This is a genomic window from Microbacterium sp. LMX7-1.2, assembly GCF_040675935.1.
Lineage (GTDB): Bacteria > Actinomycetota > Actinomycetes > Actinomycetales > Microbacteriaceae > Microbacterium.
On record NZ_JBEGIL010000001.1, the window covers coordinates 1255226 to 1268970 of the forward strand.

General features: G+C 70.0%; 12 protein-coding genes. 8 read left to right on the plus strand and 4 right to left on the minus strand.

The genetic code is table 11. The features are described from left to right. Window positions 1–34: 34 nt before the first annotated feature. On the minus strand, window positions 35–1366 hold the full coding sequence (locus MRBLMX7_RS06225; RefSeq protein ID WP_363366711.1) for a M20/M25/M40 family metallo-hydrolase: 1332 nt from the start codon (window positions 1364–1366) through the stop codon (window positions 35–37). Window positions 1367–1417: 51 nt separating this feature from the next. Here MRBLMX7_RS06225 and MRBLMX7_RS06230 point away from each other — a divergent pair, with 51 nt between their 5' ends. The 3 genes from MRBLMX7_RS06230 (at window position 1418) to MRBLMX7_RS06240 (ending at window position 3257) form a co-directional block, all read left to right on the plus strand. Next, entirely contained in the window at window positions 1418–2431 is a 1014-nt protein-coding gene (locus MRBLMX7_RS06230; protein ID WP_363366713.1) for an FUSC family protein, read from the plus strand. 53 nt (window positions 2432–2484) lie between these two features. Then, the gene (locus MRBLMX7_RS06235; protein ID WP_363366715.1) at window positions 2485–2751 is read left to right on the plus strand and encodes a thioredoxin family protein; all 267 of its coding nucleotides are present in this window, start codon (window positions 2485–2487) and stop codon (window positions 2749–2751) included. 95 nt (window positions 2752–2846) lie between these two features. Further along, window positions 2847–3257: a VOC family protein gene (locus MRBLMX7_RS06240; protein ID WP_363366717.1), complete on the plus strand. Its 411-nt coding sequence runs from the start codon at window positions 2847–2849 to the stop codon at window positions 3255–3257. A 22-nt stretch (window positions 3258–3279) separates the two neighbouring features. Here MRBLMX7_RS06240 and thrC read toward each other — a convergent pair whose 3' ends face one another. Together thrC and erm are read right to left on the minus strand one after the other, a co-directional pair. Next, a complete protein-coding gene (thrC, locus tag MRBLMX7_RS06245) occupies window positions 3280–4683 on the minus strand; it encodes a threonine synthase (protein WP_363366719.1) in 1404 nt (467 codons plus the stop codon). Between the two features lie 61 nt (window positions 4684–4744). Then, window positions 4745–5518: a 23S ribosomal RNA methyltransferase Erm gene (gene erm / locus MRBLMX7_RS06250; RefSeq protein ID WP_363366721.1), complete on the minus strand. Its 774-nt coding sequence runs from the start codon at window positions 5516–5518 to the stop codon at window positions 4745–4747. A gap of 326 nt (window positions 5519–5844) precedes the next feature. Between erm and MRBLMX7_RS06255 the strand changes: the two genes are divergently transcribed. The 4 genes from MRBLMX7_RS06255 to treZ are packed head-to-tail and all read left to right on the plus strand — an operon-like array spanning window position 5845 to window position 12447. After that, a complete protein-coding gene (locus MRBLMX7_RS06255) occupies window positions 5845–6144 on the plus strand; it encodes a hypothetical protein (RefSeq protein ID WP_363366723.1) in 300 nt (99 codons plus the stop codon). Then, a complete protein-coding gene (glgX, locus tag MRBLMX7_RS06260) occupies window positions 6141–8348 on the plus strand; it encodes a glycogen debranching protein GlgX (protein ID WP_363366725.1) in 2208 nt (735 codons plus the stop codon). The genes MRBLMX7_RS06255 and glgX overlap by 4 nt, the downstream gene beginning before the upstream one ends. Then, a complete protein-coding gene (treY, locus tag MRBLMX7_RS06265) occupies window positions 8345–10693 on the plus strand; it encodes a malto-oligosyltrehalose synthase (protein ID WP_363366727.1) in 2349 nt (782 codons plus the stop codon). Before glgX ends, treY begins: the two co-directional genes overlap by 4 nt. After that, a complete protein-coding gene (gene treZ, locus MRBLMX7_RS06270) occupies window positions 10690–12447 on the plus strand; it encodes a malto-oligosyltrehalose trehalohydrolase (protein ID WP_363366729.1) in 1758 nt (585 codons plus the stop codon). Before treY ends, treZ begins: the two co-directional genes overlap by 4 nt. Before the next feature lie 6 nt (window positions 12448–12453). Here the strand turns inward: treZ and MRBLMX7_RS06275 are convergent, their stop codons facing one another. After that, on the minus strand, window positions 12454–12930 hold the full coding sequence (locus MRBLMX7_RS06275) for a GNAT family N-acetyltransferase (protein WP_363366731.1): 477 nt from the start codon (window positions 12928–12930) through the stop codon (window positions 12454–12456). A gap of 441 nt (window positions 12931–13371) precedes the next feature. Between MRBLMX7_RS06275 and MRBLMX7_RS06280 the strand changes: the two genes are divergently transcribed. Continuing rightward, the gene (locus MRBLMX7_RS06280; protein WP_363366733.1) at window positions 13372–13692 is read left to right on the plus strand and encodes a hypothetical protein; all 321 of its coding nucleotides are present in this window, start codon (window positions 13372–13374) and stop codon (window positions 13690–13692) included. Window positions 13693–13745 lie beyond the last annotated feature (53 nt).

Consider the following 13745-nt stretch of genomic DNA (forward strand, 5'->3'; position numbering starts at 1 on the left):
GATCCGGAGGCGACGGCACCCGGACGGGGTGAGATCACCTTAGCCGTTCGAGGAGCGCGCGATGGAACCGCTCTCCACGCTCGAGTGCGGCGATCTCCACGTTCTCGTCGACGCCGTGGATCGACGCCCGCTGCGCGTTGGACATGTCGAGCGGCGCGAAGCGGTACACGGCGGGCGAGAACCGGTGGAAATGCCGCGAGTCGGTCGCGGCCATCATCACGTAGGGAACCGCAGGGACATCGGGATGCGATACGGCGAGCGCGTCGGTGAGGAGGGCGAACTGCTCGTTGTCGACCGCCGACTCGGGAGACGGCGCGCTGGCCTCGACCACGGAGACCGTCACGAGCGGATCGCGGATGCGACGACGCACGCGCAGAACGGTCTGCTGCGTGGTCTCCCCCAGCGCGATGCGCAGATTGACGGTGGCCGACGCCTGCGAGGGCAGCACGTTAGCGGCGGTTCCGCCCGATTGCATGGTCGGCGCGACCGTCGTGCGCACGAGCGCCGCGGGTTCGCCGCCGAGCAGTGCGAACACCTGTCCCGTGAGCCACGGTGCCGCGCCGAGCACGCGCAGCAGGTGACGGGCGGGGCCGGGCGTACGGGCCGCGAGCGTGGTCAGCATCCGGGCGATCGCCTTCGATGGCCGCGGGGAGAACGTGGTCGGTCCCAGGCGATCGACCGCACGGGCCACGCGGCGGACCGCCGTCAGGGCCGGGGGCGCCGAGGCGTGGCCGCCGTCGCCGCGTGCGGTCAGAGTGAGCGTCATGACGCCCTTCTCCCCCACGCCGATCATGGCCGCGCGGCCGGGCACGAACGGCAGTGGCGCGTCGACCACGGCTCCGCCCTCGTCGACGACGAGCCACGGCACGATGCCGCGTTCACGCAGCACCCGGGCGATCTCCTGGGCCGCACGGCCGTAGGTCTCCTCGTTGCCGCCGAACGACAGGTACACGTCGCGCGCCGGCACGAATCCGTCGGCGAGGAGGTTCTCGACGGCCTCGAGCACCACGATGAGCGGTCCCTTGTCGTCGAGAGCGCCTCGTCCGTAGACGATGCCGTCGGCGATGACGCCCGCGAACGGCGGATGCGTCCAGTCGTCGCTCTCGTCGACCGGTACGACGTCGTAGTGCGCCATGAGCACGAGGGGTGCGTCGGCGCCGGCTCGTCCCCGCCAGCGGAACAGCAGCCCGAAGTCCGTGTGCCTCTCGAGTTCGAGTTCGGCGTGCACGCGAGGATAGAGTTCGGCGATCAGCGCGACGAAGTCCTCGAAGGGGCCGGTGCCCCACTCCGCCAGCTCGGCGGACACCGTCGGCAGCCGGATCATCCTCGAGAGTCGGTCGGCGATGCCGGGGCGGGGTTCGGTCACGCGGCCATCGTATCGTCGGGCGCGTCGGCTGCGACGCGAGAGAATCGAGGGGTGAGCCTGTTCGCGCTGTCCCCATCTCGCGGTCCGCGGTGGCCCGTGGCGACGCAGGCGGCCCTCGGCATCGCGGTGCCGATCGCGGTGATGACGCTGCTCGGGCAGGCACCTCTCGGCTACATCGCCGCCTCCGGAGCGTTCACGGTGCTGTTCGCGGGATCGGCGCCGGCCGTCGACCGCATCCGCATCCTCCCGTTCGTCGCCGCGGGCCTGATCGCGGCCGCGGCCCTCGGCGTGGCCGCTGCCGCGACACCGTGGCCGTGGACCGTAGGGATCGGTGTCGTGCTCGTGGCGGTCGTCAGCGCCGCGCTGTGCTTCGGCTTCCGCCTCGGGCCTCCGGGACCGCTGTTCTTCGTGCTCGTGTTCGGCCTCTCCGCACATGTCGTCGCTAGCTCGCCGATCGTCCCTGCCGTCTATCTCGCAGCGCTCGCGGCCGGATGCGGCTTCTCGCTCGTGGTCGCCGCCGCTCCGCTGGTGCTGCCCCGGGTGCGCGCCCGTCGTGCGCGGCCGTTCGCCGAGCTCTTCCCCGGTCCGACGCTGGACCCCGACGCACGGATGCTGCTCCTGCGCGTCGCGATCGTCGCGGTGCTCGGAGTGCTGCTCGGCCTCGTGATCGACCCGACGCGCACGTACTGGATCGTGGGCTCGGCCGTGGCGGTGATCGGCGTCGCCGCCGCGCGGCGTGCGGCCTTCGAGCGCGGACTGCACCGCATGCTCGGCACTATCGTCGGCGCCGGAGCGTATGCGCTGCTCGCGCTCCTGCATCCGGCCGGGCTGTGGCTGGCGCTGCTCCTCGGAGCGCTGCAGTTCACGATCGAGCTCGTCGTCGTGCGGCATTACGCTCTCGCGCTCGTGTTCATCACCCCGCTCGTGCTCCTGCTCACGGGGGCGGCGACCGGCGAGATCGGCGCCCTCAACGTCGCGTTCGAGAGGATCGTGGACACCGTGGTCGGCGCGGCGCTCGGCGCGGCATCCGGCCTCCTCCACCCGCGCGGGCCTGCAGCACGCTGAGGTAGCGGGAACACGGCGACCGCACGGCCGGTTGTGCTCAGCAGGAGGATCGCATGGAGCTGACGCTGATCTCGTCGTCGTTCTGCGGAGCGTGCGCGCGGACGCGGTCGGTGCTGCGCGACGCGGCGCGCTACCTCCCGGATGCGCGGATCACCGAGATCGACGTCGCGGCGGATCCGGATGCCGCCGAGGCCCTCGGCATCCGCTTCACCCCCACCGTGATCGTCCGCGATATCGCGGGTGCCGAGGTGTTCCGTGCGGAGGGCGTGCCGACAGTGCCGCAGGTGCTCACAGCGGCCGTGCGCGCTCTGCCCGCCTGACCTCGCGGAACCTCTTGTGGGATGTCGGAGCCCCGGCGCACAATGATCGCGACGGGGCGGGCGGCGCTCAGCATCACATCTCTCGGGGGCATGACATGGCGAACCTCAATCCTTATCTCTCCTTCCGCACGGACGCGCGGCAGGCGATGGAGTTCTACCAGGGGGTCCTGGGCGGCGATCTCGAGATCAACGTCTTCGGCGAGTTCCCCGACATGGTGCAGAGTCCCGATCAGGCCGACCTGGTCATGCACGCGCAACTGACCACACCGGACGGCCTCGTCCTCATGGCCTCTGACACACCGGACGGGATGCCGTACGAAGCGCCGGCCGGGGTCTCGGTGTCGCTGAGCGGCAACACGCAGGCGCGCACGCAGGAGGTCTGGGATGCGCTCGCCGACGGCGCGACCGTCACGATGCCACTGGACACCCCGCCGTGGGGCGGCACCTTCGGCATGCTGGTCGACCGCTTCGGCATCGCCTGGATGCTGCACGGCGACCCCGAGTGATCGGACGCACGCGTCACCGCGCTCAGCGCAGGGCGTGCTCCTCGATGAACGCGCGCAGCGCCGCCTCGTCGTCGGCCATCTCCGTGACGTGCTGCGGAGCATCGAGCATCTCGCGCAGGTCGGCGGCGTAGTCGAGCTCGACGCCGATCGCCTCGTGGATCGTCTCGGCGAACTTCTCGGGCTTGGCGGTCTCGAGCACCAGCATCGGCACGCCCGGCTCGAGGTATTCGCGGGCGACCTTGACGCCGTCGGCGGTGTGCGGGTCGATCACCTCACCCGAGGTCTCGTATACCGAGCGGATCGTCGCGAGGCGGTCGGCGTGCGTGGACGTGCCGCTCACGATGCCGAACTCGTCGACGAAGCGGGCGAGGTCCGCGGTGAAGTCGAAGTAACCCTGGGTGTCGAGATCGCTCCACACCTGCACGACCCGTGCGGCGTCGCGGCCCACCAGCTCGAAGATGAAGCGCTCGAGGTTGGAGGCCTTGGAGATGTCCATGGACGGGCTCGAGGTGGCGAGCGTCTGTGCGGCACTGCGCGGCCGGTAAACGCCGGTGCGGAAGAACTCGTCGAGGACGTTGTTCTCGTTCGCGGCGAGCACGAGCCGGCGGATCGGCAGCCCCATCTCCTTGGCGAAGAAGCCGGACAGGATGTTCCCGAAGTTGCCCGAGGGCACCGTGAACGACACCTCGGTCCAGCCACCCGCATCCGTCGCCCGGAGCCAGGCCCAGAAGTAGTACACGACCTGCGCCGTGATGCGCGCCAGATTGATCGAGTTGACCGCACCGAGGTGCTGCGTGCGCTTGAAGTCGAGGTCGCCCGCGAGCTTCTTGACGAGGTTCTGGCAGTCGTCGAACACCCCGTCGACCGCGATGTTGTGGATGTTCTCGTCGTCGAGCGAGAACATCTGGGCCCGCTGGAAGGTGCTCATGCGTCCCTGCGGCGAGAGCATGAAGACCGAGATGCGGTCCTTGCCGCGCAGCGCGTGCTCGGCCGCCGATCCGGTGTCGCCGGACGTCGCTCCCAGGATGTTGAGCACCGATCCCTTGCGCTCCAGCGCGTACTCGACCACCTGGCCGAGGAACTGCATCGCCATGTCCTTGAACGCGAGCGTCGGCCCTTCGGACAGGCCGACCAGCGTGAGACCGCCGTCGAGCTCGCGAAGCGGCACGACCGCACCGGGGAACGGCTCGTAGGCGGCCGCGGTCATCCGGGCGAGGTCCTCGCGCGGGATGTCGGTCGCGAACAGCCCCAGCACCTCGGTCGCGAGCTGCGGGTAGGTGAGCGCGCGCCACCGCTCGAGCGTCTCGCCGTCGACGGTCGGCATGACCTCGGGCACCGCCAGACCGCCGTCGGGAGCGAGGCCCTCGAGCAGCGTCTCGCAGTACGGCAGCGGCTGCATGCCGCCTCGGGTGGAGATGTACTGCACGGGGGCTCCTCGGATCGGAATCGGCGGGGTCTCCATTCTCGCAGGTGTGCGCAGTGTGGTTTCACGAGCGTGCTCCCCGTCCGAGCCGCCGCCACAGACCGGCCCACTCCTCCGGGCGGAGATCCCGCGGCAGACGCCGCGCCGATGCGCCCGCCTCACCGAGGGCCGCCCGTGCGCGCGAGGTGCCCGTGCGGGTGGCGGACGCGAGCATCGACGGCAGGTTCCCGCCCCGGGCGCCGAACACCGCCCGGACGAACGATTCGTAGGCGCGCCGGTCCGTGGCCGGCACGAGTGGGGCAGGTCGTCGCGTGATCGACAGCAGACCGCCGTCGACGCTCGGCTGCGGGCTGAAGGCCCACGCCGGAACGCGCCCGCTCAGCTCGACCGCGAACCACGGTGCGACCTGCGCGGTCATCATCGTGCTGCCGCCGACGCCGGCGCGCTTGCGCGCGACCTCCCACTGCGTCAGCAGCACGGCGTGCGTCCACCCGTGGGCCGACAGCAGATGCCGGAGGAGCGGCGTCGTGACGTGGAAGGGGATGTTGCCGACGATCACGTCGGCGTCGAGTGGATGTCGGAGCGCATCGGCAGCGCGCACGTCGACGCGAGGAAGCGCCGCGCCCAGGCGTCGGGCGCGATGTTCGTCGATCTCGAGCGCCGTGAGCCGACGGTCCAGGCGGGCGAGTGCCCGGGTGAGTGCGCCGTCGCCGGCGCCGAGTTCGAGGATCGACCCCGAGGTGCGGTCGACGAGGGAGACGATCCGGTCGATCGTCGGTCGGTGGATGAGGAAGTTCTGGCCGAGTTCGTGGCGGCCGCCATGGTGCGAGCGAGGCATGAGTGCGCTCCGGAGTGAGGATTCGGAGCACCCCGACGGGGGACGCGGAGACGCGTCGAAGAGGCCCGTCCCGAGGTGCGATGACATCTCGGAGGACGGCGCGCGGAAGCGTGCGGAAGAGCGAGCGCGCCGTCAGGCGCGGCGGTCGCGGAACACGAGGGTGCGCCCCATCACGGCGGGCGCGCTGTCTATCATGCACCCAGCCTACCCGCCTACCGGTGTCGATCACACTCCCTAGCGCCTGAACGCGTCCGAGGCAATGGGGATTCCATAGCGGCGGATCCGCATCTAGGGTGAAGCCCACAACAGAAGAATCGGGAGACATCATGACTGCGCACATCCCCACCGCACATGACGAACAGAGCACCGGCGCTCATGAAGACATCCTCCAGGATGCCGCTGCCCCGGCGCCGGCTCCCGAGGCTCTCTTCGAGCGCGTGGACATCGACCGGTACGTCGTCCTGCACGACGGGCCCGTCGGGTACGTCGAGCACATCGCCCCGGTGTTCGTCTGCTACGTCGGCATGGCCTACTCGATGGCGGAAGAGGTCGCGCAGGTGCACGACTTCCACGACGCGGTGCGGATCGTCCTGCACCGCGCCGCGTCGACTCGGCGCGCTCTGTGAGCCGCGAGATCTGGCCCGGGTCGCCCTACCCTCTCGGTGCGACGTTCGACGGGCAGGGGACGAACTTCGCGCTGTTCAGTGAGGGCGCCGAGCGCGTGGAGCTGTGTCTGTTCGACGACGACGGCACGGAGGAACGGATCCCGCTCGACGAGGTCGACGCCTTCGTGTGGCACGGCTACCTGCCCACCGTCCAGCCCGGTCAGCTCTACGGCTACCGTGTCCACGGGCCTCACGACCCCGCTCAGGGACGACGCTTCAACCCCAACAAGCTCGTGCTCGACCCCTACGCGAAGGCGGTCGCGGGTCGGCTCGACTGGGGGCAGTCGCTGTTCGGGTACGACTTCGGCGAGCCGGACTCGCGCAACGACGAGGATTCGGCCGCTGCCATGGTGAAGGGCGTGGTCATCAACCCGTTCTTCGAGTGGGCGGGAGACCGGCTGCCCAAGATCCCCTACGCGCAGAGCATCATCTACGAGGCGCACGTCAAGGGTCTGACGCAGCAGCATCCGGACATCCCCGAGGAGCTGCGCGGAACCTACGCGGGGATCGCGCACCCGGCGGTCATCGACCACCTCGTGCATCTCGGCGTCACAGCGATCGAGCTCATGCCCGTGCACCAGTTCGTGCACGACTCGACGCTCGAGGAGAAGGGGCTGTCGAACTACTGGGGATACAACACCCTGGCGTTCCTCGCTCCGCACAACGAGTACTCCTCGAGCGGCCAGCACGGCGAGCAGGTGCAGGAGTTCAAGGCCATGGTGCGGGCGCTGCACGCGGCGGGCATCGAGGTCATCCTCGACGTCGTCTACAACCACACCGCGGAGGGGAACCACCTCGGGCCGACGCTCTCGATGCGCGGCATCGACAACGAGGCCTACTACCGACTCGAGGAGGACCGCCGCTTCTACACCGACTACACAGGTACAGGCAACAGCCTCAACGCCGGCAACCCGCACTCCTTGCAGCTCATCATGGACTCGCTGCGCTACTGGGTGACGGAGATGCACGTCGACGGCTTCCGCTTCGACCTGGCATCGACTCTGGCGCGGGAGTTCTACGACGTCGACCGGCTCGCCGCGTTCTTCGAGCTCGTGCAGCAGGACCCGGTGGTCTCGCAGGTCAAGCTCATCGCGGAGCCGTGGGACGTGGGCCCCGGCGGCTACCAGGTCGGCAACTTCCCGCCGCAGTGGACGGAGTGGAACGGCAAGTACCGCGACACCGTGCGCGACTTCTGGCGCGGGGAGCCCCAGGCCCTCGGCGAGTTCGCCTCGCGGTTGACGGGCTCCGCAGACCTGTACGAGCATTCCGGGCGTCGCCCCGTGGCGTCGATCAACTTCGTCACCGCTCACGACGGCTTCACTCTGCGCGACCTCGTCTCCTATGACGAGAAGCACAACGAGGCCAACGGAGAGGACAACAACGACGGCGAATCGCACAACCGCTCCGCGAACAACGGCGTCGAAGGCCCCACCGACGACGAGGGCATCAATCGATTGCGCGCTCGCCAGCAGCGCAACTTCCTCGCCACGCTGCTGCTCTCGCAGGGCGTGCCGATGATCGCCCACGGCGACGAGCTGGGCCGCACGCAGCACGGCAACAACAACGGCTACGCGCAGGACAACGAGATCACGTGGGTGGACTGGGAGTCGGCCGACCTGCCGCTCGTCGAGTTCACCGCGGCGGTCGCCAAGCTGCGCCGCAACCACCCCACGTTCCGTCGCAGTCGCTTCTTCGACGGTCGCCCCGTGCGCTCCGAGGACGGCGAGCGCGTGCCCGACGTGGTGTGGCTGCGGCCCGACGGCCGCCGCATGGAACCCGAGGACTGGGACAACGGCTTCGGACTCGCGGTCGGCGTCTTCCTCAACGGGCAGGGCATCCGCGAGAAGGATCGCCGCGGCCAGGCCGTGACGGACCAGAACTTCCTGGTCTACTTCCACAGCGGGACGGATGCCGTCGACGGGGTGCTCCCGGACGCGCGGCACGGCGCGGCGTGGGACATCGTGGTGGACACCTACGGCGAACGCGCGGGCGAGCACGCCCTCGCCGCCGGAGCCGCGATCACGCTCGAACCGACGTCGCTCCTCGTCCTGCGCGAGGCGGCCGAGACGGAGGAGCCGACCGACGTGTCGGTCGATGCCTCCCTGCGGATGCAGACAGAGCGCTCGGAGCCCGCTCCCGCGCCCTCTCCGGAGGTCCGTCGGTGACCCGTCGGCCGCTCTCGACCTACCGCCTTCAGATCCGATCCGGCTTCACGCTCGACGACGCGGCGGCGACCACGCCGTACCTGGCTGCGCTCGGGGCGTCGTGGGCGTATCTCTCGCCGCTGCTGGCTGCGACACCCGGCTCCGACCACGGGTACGACGTCGTCGACCACTCGAGGATCGACGAGTCGCGGGGTGGGAGGGAAGGACTCGACCGGTTCGCCGCCGCGGCTCGCACGGCCGGTCTCGGCATCCTCGTCGACATCGTGCCCAACCATGTCGGCGTCGGGAGCCCTCGCGACAATCCGTGGTGGTGGGACATGCTGCGTCTCGGTCGCGCATCACGGCACGCGGTCGCGTTCGATGTGGATCGTCGGCTGGGAGATGGGCGCGTCCGACTCCCGATCCTCGGCTCGACCCTGCCGGAGGTGCTGTCGGCCGGCGACATCGTCGTCGACACCGCCCCGGCCGAGGACGCGCCCGACGGTGTCCTGCGGTACTTCGAGCACGTGCTCCCCCTCGCGCCCGGCTCCGGCGCCCTCGCCGACGACCTGCCCGCGCTGCTCGACGCACAGCACTACGAGCTGCGGTTCTGGGAGGACCAGAACGCCGAGCTCAACTACCGCCGGTTCTTCGCGGTGCCGGAGCTCGCCGGCATCCGGGTGGAACTCCCCGACGTGTTCGAGGAGTCGCATCGGGAGATCGTCCGGTGGATCACCGAGGGTCTCACCGACGGCCTGCGCGTCGACCACCCCGACGGTCTCGTCGACCCGGCCGGCTACCTCGAGGACCTCGCGGATGCGACGGGCGCTGCGTACACGCTGGTCGAGAAGATCCTGGAACCCGGCGAGGAGCTGCCGTCGTGGTGGCGCACCGACGGCACGACCGGGTACGACGCCCTCGCGGAGATCGACCGCGTGCTGGTCGACGGCGCGGGCGTCGCGCGACTCGACGACCTCGACGCACGTCTGCGGCGCGAGTCCGATCTGCCTGCTCTGGAGGCGTGGCACGATCTGACGGTCTCGACGAAGCGGATGGTCGCCGAGAGCATCCTGCAGTCGGAGATCCATCGCCTCGTCCGCTCGCTGCCGCGCGGTGTGGTCGCTGCGAAGTACGCACTCGCGGAGATCATCGCCGCCTTCCCCGTCTACCGCTCCTACCTGCCGGCGGGGCGCGAGCACCTGCAGGGGGCCATCGACGCCGCCGCTCTCCGCCGGCCCGACCTCGCGGAGGCGATCGGCGAACTGACCCCACTGCTTCTCGACACGACGCTCGAGGTCGCGGAGCGCTTCCCGCAGGTCAGCGGCGCCGTGATGGCCAAGGGCGTCGAGGACACCGCGTTCTACCGCTTCACCCGCTTGGGCACGCTCACCGAGGTCGGCGCGGATCCATCGATCGCCTCGCTGTCGGTCGCCGACTTCCACGAGGCGCAGCGGGCTCGACTCGCGTCATGGCCGCACTCGATGACGACCCTGTCGACGCACGACACCAAGCGCTCCGAGGACGTCCGGGCACGTCTCTCCGTGCTCGCCGAGGTGCCCGAACGCTGGGGAGAGGTGCTGACCGAGCTGCGGACGATCGCGTCGACCGGGCACGGTCCGCTCGACGCCCTGCTGTGGCAGGCCGCGGTCGGCGCGTGGCCGATCTCGACCGAACGGCTGCAGCAATACGGTCTGAAGGCGGCCAGAGAGGCGGCCGAGGGCACCACCTGGCAGCATCCCGACGAGGAGTTCGAGAAGGGGGTCGTCGCGATCGCCGAGGCGGCGAACGGCGCGGCCAGCCGAATCCTCGACGGCTTCGTCGAGGAGATCGTCGGCTACGGGCGCAGCAACTCGCTCGCCGCGAAACTGCTGCAGCTCGCGGCGCCGGGCGTGCCGGACGTCTACCAGGGCACCGAGCTGTGGGACCACTCGCTCGTGGACCCCGACAATCGCAGACCCGTGGACTTCGGAGAGAGGGTGCGGATGCTGCGCCGTCTCGACGCCGACGTGGCGCGTGGCGCGCTGCCGCCGATCGACGACTCCGGCCTGGCGAAGATGCTCGTGACGTCCCGCACGCTGCGCCTGCGCCGCGACCACCCGGAGCTGTTCGAGCGGTACCGGGCGGGGGTCGCCGCCGGCGCGGCATCCGATCATGTGGTCGCGATGGACCGCGGTGGCGCGCTCGCGGTCGCGACGCGTCTGCCGGTCGCTCTCGAGAAGCGCGGCGGATGGGGAGACACGGTGCTGCTGCGCCACGACCTGCCCGCGACCGACGTCCTCACCGGTCGTCGGATCGCGCCGGGGCCGGTACGGCTGGACGAGCTGCTGGACACCTACCCGGTGGCGCTGCTGGTGGACGAGCGATGATCGGCGTCTGGGCTCCGCGAGCCGAACGGGTCCGCCTGCGTCGACTGACACCGGGCGGTGCGGTGATCGGCGAGCACGACCTCGATCGCGACGACCGCCGGCCCGGCTGGTGGGTCGCGGCGCTGGATCTGCCGGAGGGCGAGCGCTACGGCTTCCTCCTGGGCGAGAGCGACGAACTGCGCCCGGATCCCCGCTCGCTGCGTCAGCCGGCCGGGGTGCACGGTCCCTCGGCCGTGTTCGACACGGGACTCTTCGAGTGGGACGACCGGTCGTGGACCGGCCGTCAGCTCGCGGGGGCGGTGATCTACGAGCTGCACGTCGGCACCTTCACTCCCGAGGGCACCCTGGATGCGCTGATCGGTCGGCTCGACCATCTCGCAGACCTCGGGGTCACGCACGTCGAGCTGCTGCCGGTCAACGGCTACAACGGCAAGTGGAACTGGGGCTACGACGGGGTGCTCTGGTATGCCGTGCACGAGGGGTACGGGGGCCCGGCCGCTTATCAGCGGTTCGTCGAGGCCGCCCACGATCGGGGCCTGGCCGTGATCCAGGATGTGGTCTACAACCACCTCGGCCCGAGCGGCAACTACCTGCCCGAGTTCGGACCGTACCTGCGCGACGGTCGGAGCAACACGTGGGGCGCGTCGGTGAACCTCGACGAGCACGAGGTCCGTGAGTACATCATCGACAACGCCCTGATGTGGTTGCACGACTACCACGTCGACGGGCTGCGACTGGATGCCGTGCACGCCCTGCACGATGCGAGCCCGACGCACCTGCTGCGCGAGCTGTCGGAGCGCGTCGATGCGCTGTCGGCGCACCTCGGCCGCCCGCTGACCCTGATCGCCGAGTCGGACCTGAACGATCCGACGCTGATCCTCCCGCGCGAGGCCGGCGGCTACGGGCTCACCGCGCAGTGGTCGGACGACTGGCATCACGCCGTGCACGTCGCTCTGACGGGCGAGACCGCGGGCTACTACGAGGACTTCGCCGATCCCGACGCGCTCGTGAAGGTGTCGCAGAGCGGGTTCTTCCACGACGGCACATACTCGTCGTTCCGTGAGCGCGAACACGGTTCGCCGATCCCTGCGGCGGTCCCGGCCTGGCGGCTCGTCACCTTCGCGCAGGACCACGACCAGATCGGCAACCGCGCCGCGGGCGACCGCCTCTCGGCGACCCTCTCGCCCGGTCGGCTGGCGGTGGCGGCGGTCCTGACCCTCACCGCGCCGGGCACGCCGATGCTCTTCATGGGCGAGGAGTGGGGCGCGTCGACACCGTGGCAGTTCTTCACCTCGCATCTGGAGCCGGAGCTCGGCCGCGCGACCGCGGAGGGCCGCATCGCCGAGTTCGCGAGGATGGGCTGGGATCCCTCGCAGGTTCCCGACCCGCAGGATCCGGCGACGTACGAACGCTCGCACCTGCGGTGGGAGGAGATCGATCGACCGGAGCATGCCGACCTCCTGTCGCTGTACCGGCGCCTGACGGCACTGCGCCGCGAACGGGCGGAGCTCACCGACCCCGATATGACTCACACCCTTGCGACCGTCGAGCACTCGGATGCCGCGCCGAACACGCGCGCGTTCCGCATCGACAGAGGCGCGGTGGCGGTGCTCGTGAACCTCACGGCGGGCGACATCGACTTCGAGGTGCGCCCCGGTGACGCCGTCCTGCTGGAGACCTCCGGGGCGCGGATGCAAGACCACCGGATCACGCTCGCGCCCGAGTCGGCGGCGATCGTCGGCCCGCCACTGTGAGACCCGTCAGCCCGTGAGGTCTTTCGCGAAGCACAGAGACAGGTCGCTGCCGACATAGTGCCCGTAGAGCGGGATCGGCGCGTACCCCTCTCGCGTGTAGAAACGCACCGCATCGGGTTGAGCCGTGCCGGTCTCGAGCACGAGACGACGGATGCCGAGCGCACGCGCCTCGTCTTCCAGCCCTCGCAACAGCGCAGTCGCCGCGCCCGTGCCCCGTGCCTCGGGAGCGGCGTACATGCGCTTGATCTCCGCGACGGCGTCTCCGAGTACGGGTTCGTCGAGCGGCCGGAGCCCGCCGCACACGATCGCGTCGCCGTCAGCGCCGCGCGCGATGAGGAACACGGGCACGTCGTCGCCGGAGGGGATGATGCCGGGCTCGTGATCGTCGCTGCCGTAACGGGCGTCGAGTTCGGCCCGCTGCGCGGCACGCAGCCGCTCGGCATCCGGGTGTCCCCAGTCGACCCTGTGGATCGTCACGACCATCGGTCCTCCTCTTCTTCACTCGCACGGTATCGACACCGCGTTTCGAGGGTGTTGCATGCGCGAGTCCCTTGCACTCCGCAGACCCGATATACAGCACGGGAAACCGCTCTCGTCCGCAGAAGACGCGACTATCCTGACCATCGTGGGGCACTGGGGAACGGAACAGCTCTACGTCTTCGGATTGACGTGGTGGCCGTTCGATGGTGCCGTCACGGCTGCAGCCGAAAGGACGTCTGCGCGAGACCACGCTCTGGCCCGCTTCCGCGAGGCTCTCGACTCGATCGACACAGGTCTCGATCGACGCGTGGAGTTCGGTCTGGCTCTACTCCGATCGCTGGCCGGATCGGAGTGGTTGAGCCGCGAAGACCAAGCCCTGGCCGCTCACACCCTCGCGGCGTACAATCGGCCGCGATCGAGGAGCACCCGTGGAGGTGGGAAGAAGTGACTCCGGACGAACTCGTACGAGCGAGCCTCGACCTCGAAGCCCAGTTCCTCGAAGCGCTCGGCGAAGACGCGAAGGCCGAGGCGGTGCGCGCCCGGGAGCCCGCCGAGCCCGCCCCGCAGCCCCACCCGCCGTTCCGCGTGATCACGACGCTCGGCGACGCGACGATCTTCGTCGACGGGGCGCACGCGTGGGACGAGCGGCGACAGCTCGAGGCGCCGGGGAGCTCGGTCGCCACGGACCACTTCGGTCGCATCCTTCCGCACTTCCCCGTCTTCATCGCCCATCCGGAGGAGTCGTCGACGAGCGGGGAGTCCTGAGGCTCGCCCTGTCGTCGTCGATTCAGGACTACTTGAATTCACTGTTCGATGTA